The sequence below is a fragment of the Micromonospora sp. NPDC003816 genome (genome assembly GCF_042874705.1).
In the GTDB taxonomy this organism is placed as follows: Bacteria; Actinomycetota; Actinomycetes; order Mycobacteriales; family Micromonosporaceae; genus Micromonospora.
In genome coordinates, this window is the sequence record NZ_JBIANP010000002.1 from 464,741 (window position 1) to 488,468 (window position 23,728).

The 23,728-nt window shown below is 72.2% G+C and carries 1 protein-coding gene (only partly in view); it reads right to left on the reverse strand.

Every position in this 23,728-nt window falls within one protein-coding gene, locus tag ACFYTT_RS08165, for a hypothetical protein, read on the reverse strand. The gene is 51,513 nt long; 20,585 of those nucleotides lie to the left of the window and 7,200 to its right, leaving coding positions 7,201–30,928 in view, spanning codon 2,401 (complete) through codon 10,310 (partial); the first complete codon in reading order (the gene reads right to left) occupies positions 23,726–23,728. Both the start codon and the stop codon lie outside the window.

Genomic DNA, 23,728 nt, shown 5'->3' on the forward strand with positions numbered 1-23,728 from the left:
CGAGCAGGGCGGCGTCGGCGTGTGGGGCCGGCCCCGTGCCTGCGGGTACGGCATCCCCGTCGATGAGGTGCCGCCACAGCCCCTCGCCGGTCGCCGGGTGTCCGTGCACGGTCATCAGTCGGGCCACCGCGTCAGCCAGCCCGGAAGCGTCGGCGCCGGTGCTGGCACCGGCGTTCAGGCCGTCCGGCAGACGGACAGCCCGAACGCCGGGGACCGGTTCGTAGCCACCGTTGCCGGACCTCGCCCATTCCCGCATGCGCAGCGGGAGGATCTCGCCGAACGCCGACCGGTAGACGAACATGAGCGGCCCGGAGTCACCCTCGATCGGGTACGCCCGGTACACACCTCGCTCGGCGTCCTCGAACGCCTGCAACCGGAACGGCGTCTCACCCGCGAACTGTTTGACCGCCCAACGCAGCAGCCGGAAGACCTGCCTGGGCCAGATCTGGTCCGCGTAGGACGCCAACTTCACCAGCATCTCGCCGGGCTCCGGTGAGCGGCTCGCACCCATCGCCTGCGTCAACAGGATCTGCACCGTGTACAGGATCTGGCTGCCCCATTCGGACGCTCCGACGTTGACGACCGACAGTCCGGGCGGGAGTTCCGAAGCGGTGTTCTCCTGATATCCGCCCGTCGAGGTGACTGCCCACCCGCGCAGCCGATACAGCCTCTCCCCCTGCAGGTATGCGAACACCACGTCGCCGGTCTCGCCCTGCACCGGGTACGCCAGGATGCGACCCGAAGCATCCCGCTCGAATGCCTGCAACCGGAACGGCACGCCACCCCCGCTGGCCGCCGCCGCCCCGAGCCACGCGTAGAGCTGCTCGTCCCACCGCTCCGGTTCGGGGGCCGTCGACCCGGCCGGTGGCCCGGCATCCCGGAGCTCCCGCAACGTGGGCATCCGTGCCGGCCGGGCCCCGGCGGCCAGCAACTCGCGCCCCACCCGGAGCAGGTCGTCCTCGCTCTGCTCGGAGCGTGCGTCCGAGTCGTCGAACCACAGACCCGTGGGCAGTCCGGCGGCCTCCCCCGCCTGGTAGCCGCCGTCCGGGCGCAGGTCCCAACCGCCGGTGTCCCGCATCGGCGCCACCAGGACCGATGACACGTCAGCCGACAACGGCTCCGACCCCACCGCGCTGAACGCGGACCCCCGACGGCCCCCCGATTGGCTCTCCGGGCTCTCCTGCGTGGCCGCGTCGACCGCCTCGGCCAGCTCACCCCGGAAGGTGGCCAGGTCCGCGTGGAGCCCACCGGCCAGCCGGCCCGCGTGCTCTCGCGGGCCGTTGCCGGGGGTCTGCATCTCGACACCGGGTCGCGTCGCCCACTGCCATGCCTGGCCGATCCGCCGCCGGAGCACGGACCAGCCGGCCTCCATCACGGTCCGCGATTCGCCGTGCAGCAGGTCGATCTGCTCGATCACCTCCTGCTCGACCAGTGGTGTCCCGTCCACGGCGAGCGACCGCAGCCAGAGGACGGTGCGACGCCACTGCCGGGCCGTCGCGGTCGCCGCAGTCGGGTCGTAGCCGCTGGCGGAGTCGGACGCGTACCGTCCGCCCGGCGTCACCGTGGCGGGGATGCCGAGTCGTGCCTGCCGGATCCGACGCGCGAGGCCGGGCACCGGCTCGGGTCGTGCGATGTCCTCGATCAGGCGGGCGGCCTCACCGAGGAAGTAGATGTCGAAAGAGTCTCCGTCTACGTCGTGGTAGAGGTAGAAGACGTCACCGCTGTCGCCCTGCACCGGTTGCGCCCTGACGGGGGCGTCGTTCGCCTCCCGCACGAAGAACTGCAGCCGGAAATCCGGCTCGCGGGACATCAGACGCTGCGATACCTCGGTCAGGCTGGGGGTGAACCGACCATCGGCAAGTTCCATGTCCCGGGTGGCTCGACGCAGCAGGTGGTCGACCCACTCGTTCTCCGTCGGCACCTGCTCCGGCGCAGTCCGGGCGATCACCAGGCGACGCAGCGCCGCCAGGAAGCCCACCTCGTTGAGCGGCGACGACCGGTTCTCGCGCAGTGCTTCGGGAAGGTCGTCGGCTTCGTTGTCGGGATGCTTGTACGTGCCGTCGGCGTCAAGCTGCCACCCGATGTCGTCCCCGGGGGCCTCCCCGGGGGCGGCGACCGACACCGGTTCCTCGGCCGGCGCGGGCGCGCTGGCGTCCATCGAGCCGTCGTCCGAGTCGTCCGGGTCCGTCTCGGTGTTACTGAGCCGCTCCTCGTCCACCACGGCCCTGAGACGGTCCTCCGTGAGCCCCGCCATGCCGTGCGCCTCGTGCACGCCGAGTGCGATGCCCAGCAGAGAGATCCGGGCAACCCGGTCGGGTTCGTCGCCCTCACCGCCGTCGTGCAGGCCGAGCCGACGCGTCAGCTCGGTCAGCAGTTCGACGGCCCGGTCCGGGTCGGTGTCGCCGTCGCCGCCCGCGACGCCGATCAGTTGGTCGAGCAGCAGGAACGGCAGGAAGCCGTCCTCGCCGCCGAGGCGATGATCGATCCCGTCGAGGTCGACGACAGTGAAGGCGGAAGTCCACACCATCGCGTCCACCGGGTCGGCGGCGATCACGTCACGGAGCCTGCGGATCGCCGGTGGCGAGGCGACGTTCCCGTACACCTTCCACAGACCATCACCGATGTTCATGCCGTTCTGCGCGGCCCACCACGTGGTGAACCAGATTCCGAGCCGGACGACCGTCCACGGCACGGAGGCTCCGGGACTGCCGATGGCGACCGACTCGTGGCCGAAGGTGGGCACGGTGTCGCCGACGTCGTCGGGCCGGATCCAGATCCGATGCGGTTCGGCAACCACCGTCCAGCCCGGCACGAGGGCGAACCGACCGCCGCCCAGGTGGGGCAGCTGCCTCAGGTACGACACCGACAGCGGTTCGGCCTGCGGCTCGGTGTGCACGGTGTAGTAGGAGACGAACGGCTCGACCGCCCGAGTGTGTGCCCGCGAGTACCCGACGAGGTGGTCTTCCCGTGCCCCACGGGTGATCAGGTCCGGCCGCAGTGCCAGCTCCTGGTCGGCGTGCAGCAGACCGGCCAGGGTGATCGCCCGGGTCACGTCCACCGGACGGGGCATGACCAGCTCGATGAGGGCGTTCGCCGGTAGTCCGGCGGCCACCCGCCCGAGGATCTGTGCGGCCTCGGCTATCGAGGTCACGTGCACCAGCACGATCGGCCGCTCGGGATGCACCAGACGGTGCTGTGGCGCGACGGCACCGCCCGCCGGTCGGAGCTGGACGCCCGCCGCACCGAACCACGTCACCTCGACGCCCGAGTCCGGGTCGACCTGGATGTCGGGCCCCACCCGCCAGTCCCGGACGGAACCGCCGGCACTCAGCCGGGCCTGCAGGGCCCGGACATGCGTCTCGATCGGCTGGTTGTGCAGCATGGCGAGGGCGTCGGCGTGGAACCGTTCGACCCGGCTGCGGTCACGCACCAGGCGTCCCCGCAGTCGTGCCGAGACCTGACCGCCCCCGGCGGTGAGCGCATTCTCGGCGATCAACCAGCGATCGGCGGCCGACAATGCGGCGTGCAGCTCAGCTCGCTGCCCTTCGTCCTCCGGGGACCACATCTGCACCGCCGGACCGAAGCGGCGATCGCCGGGAATGAGCGTCTGTCGCATGAGACGCCGGACACGATCTTCGGTGAAGGGGCTGACGAACGACTCGCTGTTCGCGCTCCCCGCGTACGACGCCTGCTCCACGAGCATCCGCTGCTCGGCGCGCAGAATCTCGGCGAACAGCGCGCCGAGGTCGTGGTCGACCGAACTGGGACCGAGTTGCACCGCCCACTGTGAGTAGTTCACACCTGAGCCGAACCCCGGCACCACCTCGACGGCGAGTTCAGGAAGGCCGACCCAGTCGGTCAGCAGGTCCGTCAGCGCCGTCCACGCCTGCGACCGCGCGGGGTCGCCACCGGCGAGCGCCGCGTACTGGTCACGGGCCCGGGCACGCACCTCTGTGGTCAGCTCGGGGTCGGCGGCGTCGAGCCGCGGCAGGTTCGGCGTCCCGGAGGGAGTCGATGCTTCGGTCCCGACCGGCGACAACGGCCGGTACGCCGTGCCGGCCGACCGGTCCAGGTGCAGGACCGGACGCGCGCCCGGATTGGTGCTCTCGGCGATCGCACCGCTGCGGATCACGACGTCGATGTCGAGTGCACGAGCCAGGAGGACGACCAGGTGCCGGCTCGCCGTCGGACTGCGGGATTCCCAGGAACCCAGGTAACCCGCCAGATCGCCCGCCCGGCCGTCGATGGCACGCCGCAACGCGGCGGCCAGCGTCGGACGCGGTCCGACGCTGGCCATCACGGCCTGGCGCACCTGAGCTGCCGTTTCCTGCGTCTGGAGCAACCGGCCGCGCAGGTGTTGCCGCCGGTTCTCGGGTAGCCATCCGTCCAGCGCGGCCTGGACCCGGTGCGCGAACTCCTGATCGCTGATCCCCGGATGCTCGCGCCGGACGTTCTCCTCGACGATGCTCCGTCGATGCGCGGTCGGTTCGGGCGCCGGGGCCGCCGCCGGGAGGCTCGACACCAGATCGACGAACGCTCCGGGCGGCACCTCCTCGGCGAGCTGTGTCGGTCCCGCGCCGAGCAGGTCGCGGACGAGGTCGTCGTGCTGCGCGATCTGCGCCAGCACGTGGCGGCGGAGTCGCCCCGGTGCGCGGACACCGGACGGCAGGCGGACACCCTGCCACCGGGCGGCGTCGATGACGGCACCGAGGAGACCGTGCTGCGCCCACCGGCCCGGCCGCACCTGCATCTCGGGCATTGACACGGAGAACCGATCCGGGTCCTGTCGTGCCAGCCATGTGCCGATGTGGTGCTGCAGGCGCGCGGCGGAATCGGACGGCACGGTGTCCAACCAGCCGGCTGCGGTCCGGAGCGCCGCGACGTCCTCCGCGGTGGCGGCCTCCGGACGGGCCGGAGTGGCCAGCCAGACCGAGCGGGCCGACTCGTACGCGTCGGGGACGGCCGGGACTGAGGTGGGTGAGGTCCACGCCGATAGCCGGTTCTGCGCCTGGAACCGTTCGTGCCACACGCTCACCGGCTCGTTGCTGCGGTCCAGCTCGTTCCACACTCTCGCGGCTGCCCTGCGCCGCACGGCGCGTGCGGATCCGAGGTCCGCGTCGGGTGGGAGCGCGGCGGCGAACGCGTGGAACCGAGCGTAGAGCCCGTGCCGGAACCGCAGCGGCAGTCGGTGCGAAGCCCGCTCCCGCACGATGTCCCGGACGGGGGTCTCCGGGTTGCTCTCCACGACCGCAGCGAGGAACGCGGCCGGGTGTTCCTCGTCGAGCGTGAGCAGCGGCACATCCGGCATCCACCGGATCCCACGCGGTAGTCCTACTCGTTCCTCGCCGGGCGGATACCACGACGTCAGCTGGAACAGCGTCGCGACCTGCACGGCTCCCGGCGGGTCCAGGTCCAGCGTGTCCAGCAGGGCGTGCAGATCCGTCCAGCCGGACAGGTCGAGCAGCCAGTCGTCGAGCCAGACCAGGTCGGGATCGAACCGCCCGGTCCCGTCACCGAGCGACGGGACGCCCCCGTCGGTCCCCGCACCGCCGCGTTCCGCCGCCCGGACCAGTGCGAGCACGACCCGCAGCCGGGCCTGTAGTCCGGCCAGCCCGAACGCGAGGTGCAGCGGCATCGATGTGGTGCGCACACCGTCGCCGGTGCTCTCGAACATGCGCTCCGAGTCGGTCCGCGTGCTGACGGCGGCGCGGTCCGGGCCGGACGACATCCGCTGCAGGAGTTCCGAGTACGTCTCGGCGGCCCGGTGGAGGGCCTCGGGCGAGAAGAGTCCGCTTCGCGTGGCGGCGGTCTCGACGTCGATGGTGAGCGGCAGCTCTGCCCGGGCGGTCAGATTCCGCACCGTGTCGATCAACAGACCGAGGGCCCGCCACACCGCAGGGCTGTCCACCAGTCCCTGTGCCGTGAGTCGGTACCCCCCTGGGTGCACCACCTCGCTGATCAGCCCCACACCGGGTACGGCCTCCCGGAGGCCCTGCCACACCGGGGTCATGTAATAGCTGATCTCACCGTACGCACCGTGCGACGCGGCGTCTGCGGAATCCTGCTGTTCGATGACGAGCTGCAGGCCGAACGTGGTGCCCGTGTCGGGTCCCGCCAGACCATCCAACGCGTTCTCGACGAGGTACGGCAGCGGGTCCTCGCCGACCGAGACACGGCCCCGCAACCATGGCACCAGACTCTGCGCGGGCGGTCGCGCTCCGGGCACACCAAGGTCGGGCCAGTCGCCCCGCCCGTCCGCGGCCTCCTCGTCCACCCGGTTCGGCGCCGTGAGGTTCCACAGTGGCCGCGGCATCCGCTCGGAGAGCAGGCTCGTCCAGTCCGCGTCCGAGGTCTGGGCGACGAAGCGGTACGCCGTCCGGACGACCTCGTCGGGTAGCGCCATCCGGCCGGTGATCAGCTGGCGGGCCAGAACCGGCCAGAGCTGCCCGGTCAGCAGGCCGGCGAGATCCACCCTCCCGTGGATCGCCGCGCGGAGCACCGCCTCCTGCCAGCTGACCCGCTCGTCCCGCTCGTCGGTGGCGTTGCTCAGCCGGGCGGTCAGAGCTTCGACGTCGAGGCCGGACGTCGACGGGTCGGAGGCGAGGATCTCGCGTACGCGATCCGGGCTCGGCATCGGTGGCGCCGCGAACGACGTGTGGGCGAGGGTGGGATCGGCGAGTACCCGCCCCAGCCCCGATGCCTGTGGTTCGGCGTGGTGGCGGACCTGTGGGCCGCCGAGAACGAGCCCGGCCGCTCGGACCCGCAGCGCTGGATCGGGGAGCAGCTCGATCAGTCGGTGTGCCCGGTCCCCGAGTCGGCGTGGGCCGCCCGCCCGCGACGGGTCCTGGAAGCCGGGGCCGGTGAAACGCTGGCTCCACCACTGGGGCGACAACGGCTGCCGGGCGGTCCGGACGAGTTCCACCGCGATCCGCACGCGGGCCTGCAGGACACCGGGCGAGACCTGACCGGGAGCCAGGACGAACGCGACATGGTCGCCGGAGCGCCAGTTCGCGCGAATGAGGAGTGAGCCATCGCGGTGGTGCCCGAGGAACTCCTCGAAGGAGTCGAACTCTCTGGCCGCGTAGGCGCTCTCGTCGGTGAAGGGGGTCAGTCCGGCAATCGTCAACACGTCGGCCTGCGTGTGATAGAGGTGAGCCAGCCGGAGGTAGGCGGCCGCGTCCATGCCGTACCCGGACCGCACGGAGATCATCACGGACTCCCCGGCGACCTGCCGAGGGACGATCTCCACCAGGCGGGCCAGTCCAGCCCAGTCGCCGCGACCGGCGCCGAACTCGTAGAGCAGATCGTTCCCCAGCAGAATGGCGCCGGGATACTCTGCCACCTGTTCTTGCAGCTCACGGGACTGTCCGCCGGTGGACAACCGCAGCGACAGCCAGATCGTCACCCCGGCCGGCTCGGGTGCCTCCGGCTGGAACGGCACCAGCCAGGCGCCGGGTACGCGCGCCCGCGCCAGCTCCTCTACCGCCCGGAGCGGGTTGGCACCGGCGGTGAACCGGTCGAACAGTTCGGTGGCCTCGGTGGGCTCTGCGGACGCCAGCGCGGCGGCCTGGATCGCGCGGACGTGGTAACGGTGGAGAGACGCCGTGCCCTCCCGGTTCCAGACCCGCCAGAGCTGCTTCGGACCGAGGGCGTACTTCTGGTATACGGACTCCGCCCACGCCTGGTAGTCCGTGACCACCTGCTCGGTCGTGGGCTGCCCATCGCCCGACACGGCCGGTGGCCGCTGGGTGTTCGCGTACAGAGCCACCGACTCCGGTGCAGTGTGCAGCCGCTCTGCGACCTCCAGCAACCGGTCGACACCGAGCCAACTGCCGTCGTCGTTGAGCAGGGTCGGAAGGTTCGACGGGATGGTCCACGACCGCTTCACCAACCGGAACAGCCGATCGGTGATCGTGTCGCCCGACGACCGCCCCGGCCAGTCGGAGCGGGCCCGGATCGACGTGGCGACGTCGTACGCGACATCGAAGCGAGCGTCGCCGGAGTCCTCGTTCAGCCGGTCGAGACCGTCTTCGGGTCCGAGCACCCTCGGGTCGACGCCGAGCATGGCGGCGAGGGCGAACAGCCGGGCCGGATCGGTCACCCCCAGGCGGCGGGCCTGGTCGACGACCCCGTCGGGCACCGTCCCGATCCGGAGGCTGAAGGCGTCCACCCAGCCCGTGCTGATCCCCAGCCGGTCGGCCAACGCCGTTCGTGCCAGCTTAGACAGGTTCATCCGATTCGCGAGTTCTCGCAGCAGTTCCAGGTAACTGCCATTACTCTCCGAGGACAACTCGTCGAAGAGTCTCAAGCTCTCCGTCTCCGCAGTGGAGTCCAGTCCCCACTGCCAGGTGAGCCACAGCCCCCGCAGAGAATGGGCGCTGGACACCCAATCGCGATCCGCCCTGATCCCCTGGTCGGTCAGGAAGGTCAGCAGCAGGTTCGTCGCCTCATAGCTGTCCGCCGGGATCGACTCCGCACCGCCCCAGATCCGGGTCAGCACGCTCGTCATGACCGGCTCGACACCCTGCGCCCAGAAATCGGCTTCCCGAGGCAGCACGGGGACGATCGGTGTGAGTTGGTGCAGGTGCACGCCCCACTGAGTGGCCAACTCGATCAGCCCGGCCTGGGGCTCGCCGGCGGGCAACCCGAACGCACGCGTCGCTGCCAGGTCCCCGCCGCCTGACCACCGGGCGTACTCGAGGGGCCTGGACGGCTCCACCTCCATCCTGGCGGCCTCGTCGAGTACCGCGAGGTGGTCCAGACCTGGCCGCCTCATCAGGTCGTGGTGGATGACCATCTCACCAACGCCGAACTGCTCACCGAACCACGTGGCGAACCACTGGTCGGCGGCCCGCTCGGCGGGCAACGGGCTGATCTCCGCGTAGTCCCGAAGGGGCCGGTACGGATCCCTGATGCGGTCGAGGAGGTTCACCGCGCTCAGCGTCCCCGGATACACGAAGACGTGTTGCGTCTCCTCACCCAGCAGGTCGTACAGCTCTCCCGGCGTCAGTCCGTCGGGACCCAGGGTCGACGGGGTGTGCGTGGCGATCCACAACGCCCACCACGGCGCGTCGGTCACGGTGTCGAGGCTGTCCCGAAGGTTCGACACCAGTTCCGCGACGGGGAGCCGGTTCTCCGCCGGTACCGGCGGCGGAGTGGTCGGCAGCAGACGCACCGCCGACCGGAACGGCATCAGGTCCCGCGAGTCGGCCGCCATCCGCCAACTCCATTCGAGCACGACCTGCGGCCGCACGCCCATCCGATACGCCAGTCTCGGCAAGTCGGTGGCCACCCGGCCGATCGTGCGGGTCAGGTCGAACAGCCAGTGCGCCTCGCCGTCGTCCAGTGCCATCCGCTCGGCCAGACCGACCATGCGGGGCAGGTCGGCCCAGGCGTTCGCGGCCAGGACCCGCACCTCGTCGGCGGTCACCCCGAACCGGGCCGCCCACCGGGCCGCCTGTTCCTCGCTGACCGGGGGCACGCTGCGGTACGACGGAGGCGGCGTCAGCGAGTCGAGGAACCTGCTGACGTCGTCCATCGGTCGGTCGCTGAGCATCCGGTAGAGCAGCAGCTTCAGGTGCCGGGACGACGAGTCCGCCAGCAGCGACGTGATCGGGAAGCCGAGGCGACCGCTCAGCAGAGCGGGCCAACCGTCCGGCTCACCGGATTCGCGATGGCCGAGTTCCGGCACCGAAGCCGGATCACCACGATGATGCTGCTCCCACGCCCAGTTGAAGGCCGTGACCAACAGGTCGGCCGGCAACGCCTCCAACAACTCCAACGACACGCCCCGGTCGTTGAGCCACCGCAGGACGGGTAGGTCAGCCGGATCCAGGATCAGCCGCCTGCCGACATCCGCCAACATGATCAGGTCGTTGTCGGTGTGCACCCCGTACTGACGTAGCCGCCGTCGCAGCTCGGCCGACAGTTCCCCGGCCGCGATCTCACTCCGCCCGACCATCGTCGCGGCCAGCACGCCACCGAACACCTCGAGCGCGTACGGGTCCACGCCGAGTTCCACGGCGAGCGCGAACCATGCCTGCCGGACCACGGGCACCTGCACCGCACTCGACGGGTTCGCGCGCAGCGACGCCAGTTCCCGGCGGAGTCCGGCGACCTCGATGCGAAGTGCGGCTACTTCCCGCGCCGCACGACGTCTCTCATCGGCGGCGCCGGCCAACGCGGCGCGCACCTTGTCGACGTCCGCCGACACCGTCGCCAGTTCCGCCTGCACGTCGGCGAGTCGCGTGACCGGTGCCGCAGCGTCGGGAAGCGACTCCTGGTGTGGGTGCACCCGACGTCGCAGTTCCTCCGCGTGACCCCGGAGACCTTCCGCCTTCTGGTCGAGGCCGGTCGCCTTGGACTGCCAGTAGCGGTGCTGGTACTCCGCCGACCAGTGCGTCTTCTCGGCCTGGACCAGCTCGGCCTCCGCGTGCGCCAACGCGGCGCGCGCCTGGGTCAGCACCGCCGCCAACGCCAGCGGCTCGATCTGGGACGGCTCCGGCACCCGCTCGATGAGCTGCACCCAGCGCACCATCCGGTTCAGCCGGTCAGCGTCGGCGACCTGACCGTTCTCGTCGAGCACCGCCAGCGCCCCGGCCAACCGCAGGAACGCGGCGCCGTCGAACCCGTTCGGTTGACTCCTCAGCAGGTGGTCCCAGGCGTCGGAGCCGCCGAGCGCGTCGGTGAGCATGGCCTGCTGCTCGGCGTTCAGCCCCGACACCGACGGTGACTTCCGCTCGTAGGTGGGCGACTCCTCGTGCAGGGGACGGGCGTCACGCTGGATCCGGTCGGCGGTGTCGGGCGACACCGACAGCTCCACCGCGTCGTCCAGGCGGATCGCCAGTGGTGACGCGTCCGGCGAACCCGCCGGAGTCACCTGCGCCAGCAGGCCGACCCGGATCCGCTCGCGCGCGGTCTCGCCTCGGCCGGACCGGCCCAGCCGCACCCCGCCGAACATCGCCAGCTCGACCCGGAGCGGACCCGCCGCCGCGCCCGGTCCGCCGAGCGCACCGGGCAGCAGCGCGGTCAGTCCCGGCGCGGAGAGCGCGTGATGGATCCCGTCCACCCCGGCCGGGTCGGCCAGCACCGGGTGGTCCCGCACGCCACCCGAGGCACCCGCCGGTCGGTGCACTGCCCAACGACCCGAGCGCAGTTCCGCGACCACCGCGTCATGCAGCGTCCGCGCCGCCGTCGGGGCGATCGCGCTGACCCGGACCTGTCCGTTCCGCACGTCGTGCCCGGTCACCGACTGCGGCCGTAAGCCGAGCGCGCGGAGCGTCTCCTGCGGGCCATCGGGCAGCGCCGGCACCCGCTCGACGCCGGTGGGAGCCGTCCGGGGCATCGGCTGCGCCAGCACCTCGTCCGCCACCGTGACCCGCTGGTCGAGCAGCACCGCGCGGGTCTGCGGCAGATCCGTGACCGGTTCGGAGCCCGTGCTCCCGGCCGGCACCGGCCCGGTGTGCTCCAGTCGCACCGTCACCAGCAGCGAGGACGCGTATCGGTGCGCACCGTCGGCCGACTCGACATGCCGGTAGGCACCGGCCGGCTCGGTCTGCACGACCAACCGGAACCGCTCGTCACCGCCTTCTCCGGAACGACTCGGCCGCATGGTCACACCGGCTCGAAGCTGCGCGGGAGACAGGTCCTTGAGGCGCTCGGTGGAGAGCAGCTCGGTCAACCGCTCGGCCGATCGGCCCGGCGTACCGACCACCTCCCAGCGGCTCCGCGAGAGTCTCCGCACGTACGTGCGGACCAGGCGGGTCGCCGTCTCCGCCGCCGGATTCGGCACCGCCGGATCCGGTGCGGTCAGGCTCTCCTGGTCGTACGCCAGGGGAAACGCTGCGGACGGTACGAGCGCGGGCGGCGAGGATCCGACCGCCACCGGCGCCTCGGTCGGGTCGGGCGGACTGCCGTCCATCTCCACGTCGCCGTCGTCGTCCACCGGGGCCGGGCTCGACGCCACCGACGTCGCGGCGGACGCGGACGTGACGACGGGATCGGACCACACCGGACCCAGCCCCGGCACGGCCGGTCGGGAAGACCCGTACTGGTACGGCTCGTCCCTACCGGCCAGGATCAGCAGGGCAGCCTGGGCCCGTAGTGCCGGATCGGCGTGCAGCGAGGCCAGCCAGCGCCCGTCGGCTCCCAGCTCCCGCGCGGCGCCGCCATCGCGAGCACGACGGCGGGCCCCGGGAAGCTCGAACTGCCGGGCCCAGAGGGCGGCGTCCTCGATCGGGCGTCGGGCCGACCGGACGAGTTCCGCGATCATCAACACGCGCGCCTGGACGGTGCCGGGATCGGTTGGCGCGTCCATCCCGGTCCTGAACCGGATGACGTCGCCGGATCGCGGTGCGGCGCCGATCCACAACGCTCCGCGCTCAGCGCCGTGGTAGGCGAGGAAGTGCTCGTACGTCGGGAACTGCGGAAGGCTCAACTGCGCGCGATAGACGTCGAGGTCGTCGAAGGGTGCCACTCCGGCGGTGGTCAGGACGTCGCTGTGCGAGTAGTAGAGGTGCGCGAGTCGGAGGTAGGCGGCGCGGTCCGTTCCGTACCCGTGACGCACGTCCACGTGCACCTGGCGCGGCCGATTGCCGGGATTCGGTCCGAAGGCTCTCAGCACCTTCGTCAGGTCTGCCCAGCCACCGCCGTCTGAGGCGAACGTGAAGCTGACGTGGTCCCAACTCAATCCGCCTTGCTGGAAGGCGGCACCGGGAACACCGTCGAGAATCCTCGCCAGCCGCGCGCGCGGTCCATCCGCCAGTTGGCGCACCCTGAACCTGATGTGCACCCCGTCGGGCACCGCGACGTCCGGCAGGAACGGCACCCGGGCACCACGGATTGATCCGCGTGTCACCGTCTCGATGGCATCCAACACGTCCTGACCGGTGTTCGCGGCCAGGCGGCTCGTCATTCCCGCCAGATCGTCGCCCGCGTGCTGGATCGCCGCGAGGCGGATCTCGGCGACATCGCCCCGCGCGAGAATCGCGGAACCGTCGCCGTTCCACACCCGCCACACGTCGATCGGGTCGAGCCCGTACCTGTCGCGCAGGCGCTCCGTCCACTCCTGGTAGGCGGCGATCACCTGCTCGTCGGTGGGTTGTGGGCGGCCGGGAACGAACGGCGGCCGGTTCGTGTTGGCGTACAGCGCCACCGGCTCAGGCCGCCCGCCCAGCCGCACCGCGATCCTCAGCAGCCGAGGCAGACCGAGCCACGAACCGTCGTCGTTCAGGAGCTGCGGCAGCCTGCGCAGCAGCGTCACCACCTGGGCCGGTGCGACCTCGGACGACTGCACGACCCGGAACAGATCGTCGGTCAGGGTGCCGTGCATCCGTCGGGTCGGCCAGTCGGGCCGGGCCCGGATCGAGGCGGCGACCTCGCCCGCCGCACCGAGGCGGTCCGATCCGGGTGTGCCGTTGAGTCGTCCGAGATCGTCGTCGGGGCCGAGGATGCGGGGGTCGACGCCGAGCAGGGAGGCGAGCGCGAACAGGCGCGCGGGGTCCGCCACGCCCAGCAGGGCGGCCTGCTCGACGATGCGCGTCGGCACCGAGCCGATCCGGAGGCTGAGCGCCGTCACCCACTCCTGGCTGATCCGCAGCCGGCTCGCGAGCGCCGCCCGTTCGTGCTGCGGCAGGCCCACCCTGCGAGCCAGGTTGCCCAGTGCGGTCAGATATCCGGCCTCGATCAGGTGCCGCAGAGTGGTCGCCCGCGAAGGGTCGGTGTCCGTCGTCCAGTCCAGGCCCGTCACACCGGTCATCCACCGGAGCAGCCGAGGATCGTCACCGGCGGTCATCGGAGGCCAGGTGTCGGCGGACAGGGCCATGTCCGCCAGGGCCCGAATCGGCAGGACGGCTGCGGACTGGCTCGCCGGGACTCGCTCCACCGATCCCCAGACCTGGGCCAGCAGACGTCCCGGCAACTCGTCGGCAGGAATGGCCGCTGTGCCGTGGTCCAGCAGGTGCATCACCGGTTCGAGTTGGTAGAGGCGCAGGTCCCACCGGCGGGTCAGGTCCGTCAGGGCAGGGGTGGAGAAAGCGTCCGGTAGCTCGTCCGACCGCATCACGGTCAGATCACCGCCACCGGTCCGCCGTGCATGATCGAGGGCCTCGCTCGGTTCCGTCCCGAGCCTGCGTGCGTCGTCGAGCACCGCGAGATGGTTCAGCCACGGCCGGCTCGCCATGTCGCGGGTGATGGAGCCTTCGGGTACGGCGAAACGCTCCTCGAACCAGTCGCCGAACCAGTGGTCCGCGTTCCGCTCGGTCGGCAGGGACGAGAGCGGCTCGATACCGGCGGTGTAGTCCTCGGGAAGGTCCGCGACCATCTGGGTCAGGTCGGACGCGTTCTCTGTCCCCGGGCTCTCGAAGATCCCCGTCGGGTACGCCCGGATCCGGTCCAGCAGTTCGCCGGGAGTGAGCCCGTCAGGCCCCTCGCTGGACGGCGTGTGCGCGCCGACCCACAGGACCCACCACCACGCCTCGATCCCGTGAGCGACGGTGCTCTGTAGGTGCGCCACCAGTTCCTGGACGGTGAGCCGGTCGGCGTACGTCACCGACGCGTCCGGGGCCGCCACCAGGCGTAGCGCCGACCGGAACGGCATCAGGTCCCGTGGGTCGGCGTCCATCCGCCAACTCCATTCGAGCAGGACCTGCGGCAGCGTACCCGCCCGGTACGCGAGCCTCGGCAGGTCGGCCGCCAACCGGCCAATCTGCGACGTCACCGTCCACAGCCACTGCGCCTGCTCGCCCGCCAACCCCATCTGGTCGGCCAACCCGACCAGGCGAGGCAGGTCCACCAGGGGACTCGCTGCCGCCGTCCGGATGGCGTCGGCCGACACACCGAACCGGGAGGCCCACGCGGCTGCCTCCCGCTCTCCCACCGGGCGCGGTACCGAGACGTTCCCGCCCTGCTGGAGGTCCACCGGCCGATGCCGTACCAGATCGGTCAGGAACTCCTCGATCTCGGCCATCGGCAGGTTGCCGAGCAACCGGTACACCTGCAGGCGCATGTGCCGCGACGGCAGGTACGCGGAGAGCGTCGTGACCGGGAAGCCTAGCCGCGCACTCAACACGGCATACCGCAGGAGGTGCCGAGGCGTCCGGAAGCCCAGTTCCTGGGCAAGCCGGAGCACCCCGGCTGCGACCGCCGCACCCTGCTCAGCGTTCATGATCGGCACCGGCGAACGCCGTACCACGACGTCCACCAGGTCACGGATCATCAGCAGGGCGGACCACCAGTCCTGCATCGACTCCGACCACTGGCCACGATCGTCGTCCCCGGACGGCTGCGTGGCGCGACCCACCGGCCGGGCCGCCACGGCGGCGTCCCGGAGCACGTCGACGAGCCCGTTCAGCGCCGGTGCGCCCGCCAGACCGAGTTCCCGGGCCACCGATGCCGGGTCGTCGCCCCGGAGGTGCTGTTTCGAGGCCCAGGTGACCGTCGTGTTCGCCAACTCGTCCGGAAGGCCGTCCACCAACTCGAGCGGCACACCCCGGTCGTTGAGCCACGCGAGGGCGGGTACGTCGGACGGACCCAGCGCCATCCGCCGACCGAGGCCGGCCAGCAGCGCCAGGTCGTTGTCGGTGAACACCCCGAGCGGCCGTAGCCGCTGCCGCAGGTCGGCCAGGAACTCCGTCGGCGAGGCGTCACCGCGCCCGACCGCCACCGCAGCGACCTCACCGCTCATCACTTCGAGGGCACCCGGCTCGACACCGAGCTCGATGGCGATCGCGAACCAGGCCCGCCGGACGGTCGCCAGCCGTGCCGACCCCGACGGATCGGCGACAAGACGTTCAAGACCGTCCCGTAGCCGGGCGTCGACGTCGCGTCGCAGGCTCAACTCGTCCAACGCATGGGCTTCATGCGCGACGGCAGCCGGCAACGCGTTCGTGACCCTGTCGCGCTCCCGGCGGAGGGTGGCGAGCTCGGACGCCGCCGCGCCGTCGGTCACCGTCGCGGACAACCGTGCGATCCGACGGTCGAGGCCGCGCAGTTCGGTCTCCAGGGACCGATGCTGGTACGCCGACGAGCGGAGCACCTCTCCGGCCCGTTGGAGGGCGTTCTCCGCCGCCGACAACTCCGCACGCGTCTGCGTCAGCACCGCCCCCACGGCCAACGCCTCGACCTCGGACGGGTCCGGCACCCGTTCGATGACCTGCACCCATCGCGCCAGCCCGGCCAACCGCGACCGATCCCGGACCCGACCGCTCTCGTCGATCACCTCCAGCAGCCCCGCCAGACGCCAGAACGCCGGGCCGTCGAACCCGAACGGCTGACTCTCCAGGAGCCGGTCCCAGGCTCCCGGCCCGCCCGACACGTCGGTCAGCAGCCGCTGTTGTTCGTCGCTCACACCCCACGCCGATGCCGCGGCCCGCTGATACGCCGGGGGCGCCTCGGCCTCGTACGGCGGCGTACGCACATCGAGGATCTGATCCGCCAACTCCGGCGGCATCGACAGCTCCACCGCCCCGTCCAGGCGGAACGCCAAAGGCGGTGGCGACCCGGCCGGACCCGCCGGAGGTCGAACCGTCTCCCGCAGCGCCACCTGCACCAGCAGGCCCGCCCGGACGCGTACCTCCGGAGCACCCGCTCGGGTCACCTGACCCAGCCGGACCCCGTCGAACGCCGCCAGCCCGACCGACAGGGGGCCCACCGCCACCGGCTGCCCGCGCAGCGCGTCGACCAACCCCGGCTCGGACAGGGCGTGGGACAGCCCGTCCAACGTGACCGGATCGGCGAGCACCGAACGGGACCGCACACCGGCGCGGGTCCGCGCCGACCAGCTCTCCGCCCACCGGCCCGAGGTCAGCTCGGCCACCACCGCGTCCTGCAACACCCGCACCGATGCCGCGATCCCGGCCACCACGACCTGCCCGGGCAGCGCGGCTCCTTCGGGCACCCGCAGCGCTGCGAGCCTGAGCGCTTCCAGTGTCTCGTCCGGGCCGCCGGGCAGCGCCGCCACCTGCTCCACGCCGCCGCGCCGGATCCGCACTCCCGGCTGCCGCAGCACCTCGTCCGTCACCGCGACCCGTTGATCGAGCAGCACCGCCCGCGACTGCGGCAACTCGGACGCGGACTCGAGCAGCGGCCCGACCGGCACCGGGCCGGTGTGTTCCAGCCGCACCGTCACCAGCAGTGGCACTCCGTACCGGTGAACGTCCCCATCCGATTCCAGGTGCCGGTAGGAACCCGCCGTCTCGGCCCGGACCACCAACCGGAACCGCCGGTCCCCGGTGCTGCCGACCGGACGCAGGACGACCCCGGCGCGCAGCACACCAGCCGGCCAACCGGACAGCGCCTCGACGGTGAAGAGGTCGGCCAGCGGGCCACGTGGCACCGGTCCGCCGGGTTGTGGCGCGGTCACCTCCCAGTCGTGCTCCGCACGCCCCGGCGCATACGCGTCGACCAGGGCCACCATCGCCCGCGCGACCGGCTCATCCGGTGCCTCCGTCGCGCTCACGGACGCGGGGACGGTACGCGAGCCGGACGGCGACACGGCCCGCGAGCCGGACGGCGACACCGCCCGAGACACCGCCCGCGAGGTCACGCGCGAGCCGGACGGTGACGACTCGGGCGACACGATGGCCACCTGCTCGTGCAGCAGGGGGAACGCCTGGGACGACAGGAGGACGGGCGGCCACGACCCGACCCGCACCGGCTCCTCCGCCGGATCGGGCGGGCTCGCGGTGATCTCCATGTCGTCCGGATCGCCGCCGGCCGAATCCGTCTCGTCCATCCCGGTCGACACCGACGCCGCCAGTCGTACCCCCCAGCCCAGCCGCTTGTCCAGCGCGGCGAGGTCGGTCCGCAGCCCGTCGAGCGACTCCTCGACCGCCGGATCGTCGACGAGCGGCGTCAGGAAGACCCGCTGCCGGCTCGGGTCACCGCCGTTCAGCTCGGTACGCAGCGTGTCACCGAGCTGGGCCAGCAGGGCGGCACCACCGAGGACCTGGTGGTCGGCGGCGGGTCGGCCGTCGAGCAGCGGCAGCCCGTCCGGGCCTGCCTGGTAACCCACCACCAGGACGTCGTCGATCTCGGCAAGCATGGGCAGTGCCGCCCAGACCTTGAGGGGTACGTGGCTCAGGTCCGCACCGGGCCACCAGAGGGTCGCCGCCCCGTCATCGGTCGCCCTCGTACCTTGGAGTATCCGGATCAGCCACTCGCCCGACCGATCGTAGGACGGGCCGAGCGCCGACCGGGAGCCGCCCGACATCGCCACCGGCTCCAGCACCCGCATCACGAGCAGCGGAAGCTCCCGGTCCAGGTCCTGGACGTGGCGTGCGGGAACGACCCGCTCGACCAGCGTCCTCGCCCGGGTGACGGCAGGATGCGTCGGATCTCCCGCCGTCGTGTGCACGTGCCACGCCGCACGCAGTCTCGGCATGGTCAGGCCACCTGGACCGTACGCGACGGCCGCCAGTCGTCCCGCCGCCAGCAGGGCACGCCGGGCGGCGAGCGCGCCGGAATCGGGTTCGGCCGGATCGCTCAGGCCCAGCCGGTCCGCCAACCCGGTCAGCGCGTCGACCGCGCGCGACGGTGCCACGAGCGGAGCGACCGGTCCGACGCCGGCCAAGTGGAGCAGGGCGTCCACCACGTAGTACAGCTCGTAGTCGGCGGACTCCACCAGCCTGAACGGGTTCCTGTCGAGGTGCGGGACCCCGACGGCACTCCCGGATGCCGGGACGTACTCCGCGCCGAAGGCGAGGCGTACCAGCTCACGGTCGCGGTCCTCGACCGCGTGGAGCACGTCGTCGGTGACGGCCGCCGGAGTGTCGGCGGGTGCGATCGCCGGTCGGAACACGTGGACGAAGCCCTCGTCGACGGTGGCCCCGACCTGACCGGCCAGGATCCGGGCCAGCCAGAGTCCGGCGCTGACCACCGCCCACGGCGTCTCCTGGCCGGGGCTGCCGATCACCACGCGCGCGTGTGGCACACCGGTCAGGTCGGGCTGCCCGTCGGCCGGGCCGATCCAGGCCCGGTCGCCCACCGCGACCACATGCCAACCCGGATACAGCTCGAAGGTCCCGACGCCCACATTCCGCATGAGGTACGGGAAGGGCATCGGCAGGAACGGTGGCCGCGAACTCGGGTGGAGCAGGTAGTAGGCGGCGAACGGGGCCAGGGTCGGCGCGTGCGTCCGGGAGAACGGCAGCAGGTGACGGGCGAACTCACCGGCGGGTGCCACCAGGTCCGGGGCGACGATCAGCCGCTGGCCGTCGTCGAGCGCCGAGGAGAGCACCGCCAACTCCTCGACGGTGAACAGCCGGCCTCCCGGCGCGCCGTGCAGTTCCACCAACGCGTGGGCGGGCAGCGACGACGCCAGCTCGGGCAGCACCTGCTCGGCGTCGCCGAGGTCGGTCAGGTGGATCAGCACCTGTGGACGACCGGGATGGGCGAGCCGAGGTGGCGGTGTCACCACGACGCCCTGCGGACGGACGACGCTGCCCGCCACGATCGCCTCGACGACGTACCCCGGAAGTGGCGGCACCTGTGCCTGCGGTTCCCGTCGCCAGTCCCGCGCCACACCGTCGGAGTCGAAGTCGAATTGCACGAGGTGTGCCTGAGCCTCCAGCGGCAGGTTCAGGTATCGGGTCATCGCCTCGGCGAAGTGTCGGAGCACGCCGTCGTGGCCCCGCGCCAATCGGCCACGGACTCCGGCGTTGAACCCGCCGAGGCGGTCGACTTCGTGCAGGAGTGTCGGCGTCACGTCGATGCGGGACTGCGCGGCACCCACCGCGGCGATGATCTCTGTCGCCCGAGCTTCGCCCTGCGGTTCCAGTTCCGGCCGCATCCACCCGGCGATGCTGTGCCCAGGGCTACCGACATCCACCGCTGTCGAGGAGAGTTCGTCACGGACCCGGGCGTCGTGGACGAGCGAATCCAGCGCGACGCCGTCGGGGCGGCCCGCCGGCAGCCGGCCGACGAGCGTGACCTGCTCGACATGGACCAGCTCGTGCATCAGCGTACGGAGCAGGTGTTCGACGGAGCCGTCGGCGAGCCCGATCGTCCACGACCGCCGGTCGAATCCGCCCAGGTGTCCCTCGGCCGGTTGACCGATGTGGAGGCCGTCGGGTCCCAGCTCGGGCAACCCGGCGTGCCGCAGGACGAGGTTCGCCAGGTTCCGCCAGCCGTCCTGCTGCGCGGCTTCTCCCGACCTGCCGGAGAGCCGCCCGTAGTCGGCACGGACCAGCTCGCGTACCGCCTCGTGCAGCTCGCGGTCGGCGGTCACGAGAAGCCGGTGGTCCAGCAGCGGATTCGTCGGCGCGAGCGCCACGGCGGCTTCGGCCGGCACGGGTGGGCTGGCGGTGACCTCGGCGGACTCGTCCGGTGCCGGTCCGACCCCAGCCGCGCCGGCACGATCTGCCGCACGGCCGGGCCGAGGTCCGGTGGCGACGCCGACCGGCACCGCGTCCGGCATGGTGTCCCAGGCGAACAGCCGGTCCAGTTGCCGTTCCCGCTCGATCGCCGGGCCCTCCAGAGGCAGCGCGGCGTACTCGACGAGTGAGGCGGCGTACGCGGCGTTGGCACGGATCGTCTGGAGCGCCAGTTCGGCCCCACCGCGCAGGGTCCGGGCCGGGTCTGCGTCGTTGGCCCGCTTGCGCTGCACGGTGTCCTTGTACACCCGGTACAGCTCGCGCCGACGCGCCTCCACCGCCTCGGTCGCCCCCCGATCGGCACCGAGCCTCCCCCGGTACAACTGCTCGCCGTACTCGTGGTCGTCGGTGCCCGGCACGGCCGGGTCGTCCAGCGCGGCCTGGAGCACCCGGTCGTCCTCGACGGCGAGGTGCCGCCGCAGGTCCGCCACCGTGCGGTGGGTGGCCGCCAGGTAGCGGGCCATCAGGAAGTACTGCTCGACGTGCTCCCACTCGTGGCGCATCGTGGTGACCACGGCCTGCCAGGTGTCCAGCTTGTCGGAGAGCAGCAGACGCCAACGACGATGTTCGAAGCCACCGTGCAGATCATGGCCTTTGTCAGTGCCAGGACGGCCGGGGGCGTTGAGTGTCGGATCGAACTCCGGCACCGGCACGTGTCCCGGCCCGGTCGGGTTGAGCGTGTCCGACAGGTACGCCCAGAGCTCCTCCTTGGCCTCCAAGGTGGGCTTACCGGTGAAATTGTGCCCGATCCGGCGCGCCGCCTCGTGGTACTCGACCAACCGGCGGTCCTCCGGCAGGTGGCGGTCGGGTCGCTCGGCGACCAGATCCTTCATCTCCAGCCGGCTCAACCGCTGCTCCGGCAGGCCGCGCAGATACGTGCTCAGCTCGTCCCACACCTCGCCGGGTGGGTTCTCCCCGGGCGCACCGACCAGCACCAGCGTCTTCGCGTTGTCTGGGCGGGCCAGGAACCCGGTGATCACCGACTCCGGGGCGCCGGGCGGGCGAATCCAGATCAGGTTCGGGTACTCCACCAGGGTGTGCCCGGCGGCCATCGGCCGGGTCCGGACCCTGTCGCTCAGGGTGGTGTCCGCGTCGACCAGATACCAGCCGGCGTCCGCCGACGCACCGCCGGGCAGCCGGGGGAACGGCACCGGCGTTCCGGCGGTCACCTGACCGACCGGTACGGCCATGACCGCCCCCGCCGGCAGGTGCCGCTCCACGAGCGACCGCAGTTTCTCCGGCGTCACCCGCCGCCCGGTGCGCGGCACCTCCACCTGCTGCCGACGGGTGACCGCCGGATCCAGGGCACGGAGGTACCGGCCCACCACCCTCATGTCGGTCACCGACCGGTCGACCCGCAACGCCTCCCGACCCGCCACCAGCGGTGCGCCCGCGTCCTCCGCCGACGTCGGGGCCGCGCCCCGATAGAGCCGGTAGGTGTCGGCCTGCTCGTGCCGGATCTGGTATCCCTCGGGGACGGCAGCCGCGCGCACTGCGGTCTGTTCCTCGCGGGCTTTCCGCTCCTGCTCGGCCTGCCACGTCCGCAACGCCTGGTCGAGCTCGCGCCGCTGCCGGACCTCCTCGGCCTGCCGGACCTCCTCGGCCTGCCGCGCCGCCGCCCGCTCCTGGATGACGAGCGTGACGCGCTGCTCGTACGTCAGCCCACGGCCCTCGCCCCGGCCGCGCAGCACCGTCCACTCGGCCTCGGTCAGCGGGCCGGGCAGCTCACGCGGGGGCAGCAGCACCGGTTGCCGGTCCCGGTCCAGCACGATCCGGACGCCACGGTCGCCGTACGGGCTGCGCCCCTGCTCGGCTGCCTCCACCTGCTGCCGGAGCCGTCCGGCCCGGGCCTCGTCCGCGCCTGCGGCGACCAGGTCGTCCAGCTCCGCCCGACCGCGCTGCGCGAACGACCGCAGTGCCTCCACCACGTCCCGCCGCCGCAGCGGCGACAGACCCGCGCCGAGCCCTTCGCCGTCGAGGATCCGCTGCTCTCCTGCGGACGGGGCGACCACCGGCGGCACCGACGGGGGCCCGTCCGACACCGGCACCGGTGGCGCGGGCTGCTCGTCTCGGGAGTGCGTGACCTCGCCGGTCACCACGGCTTCGAGATGGGCGATCCGGTCCGCGCGCCACATCCGTTGCGAGACCGAGCCGCCCGGCAGGGCGTCCCAGGCGCGCAGCTCCGCCAACTCCGCCTGCACCTGCGCGGTCTGCCAGGCCCAGTTGCGCTCGCCGACGACCAGGTCGATGCGCTGGTCGAACGGCAGCCCCCGGCCCTCGCCCCGACCGGCCAGCACCTCCTGTTCGGCCTCGGTCAACACCCCGGCCTGCGGTGGCTGCCGGACCGGGGCGACCGTCCGCACCGGCGGGGCCGTCCGGTCACCGGCCGAGGCGCCCACCATGGCTTCCAGGTCGGCGATGTGCTGCGTCCGCCACGCCTGATCCGACGTCGGCTCGTCCGGCAGCGGCTGCCGGTCCCGCAGTTGCGCCAACTCGACCCGCAACTGCTCGGTCTGCCAGGCCGCGTTGCGCTCGGTGACCACCAGGTCGATCCGCTGGTCGTAGGAGAGGCCCTCGCCCGCGCCCTGTCCGGCCAGCACCCTCCATTCCGCCCCGGTCAGCGGCAGGCCGCGTACCTCACGCGGTGGCAGCAGTTCCGGTCGGCCGTCCCGGCCGGGCACCACCCGCACGCCCCGATCTCCGTACGGGCTGAGGCCCTGCTCGGCCGCCTCCACCTGCTGCCGTAGCCGGGTGGCCCGCCGCAGGTCTGCTGGACCGCCTGCCGCCGTGAGGTCGTCGATGCGGGTCCGCGTCTGCTGCACGAACGATCGCAGCGCCTCGACGGTCTGCACCCGCCGCGCCGGTGACAGCCCCTCGCCGAGACGCTGACCCGCCAGGATCCGCCGCTCCGGCACCGACGGGCGCTCCACCGTCGGAAGCGGCGGACGCTCCATCGTCTGCACCGGGGGTGCCGACTCGCCGCTGCCTGGGCGCTCGCGGATCACCGACGGACTCTCGACCGGCCGCACCGGTTCCTCGGTCACCGGCGGCAACACGTCGTGCTCGCCGACCACCACGTTCTCCGGGCGCTGGGGCGCCGGCTCACGGACCTGCCCCGGCACGGTCCACTCCACCTGCCCGGTGGGAGCGCCGGAGGTCTCGCGCGACCGCAGGCTCGGGCGGCCCTGCTGGTCCAGGACGACCCGGAACCCGTCGTCGCCGTACGGGCTGAGGCCCTGCCTCGCCAGCTCGACCTGCCGCCGTAGCTCGGCGATGCGGGCCGCACCGGCCGCAGCAGCCGTCGGGCCCTCCATCCATGTCTCGGCGCCCCGCGCGAACGACCGCAGCGCCTCGACCGT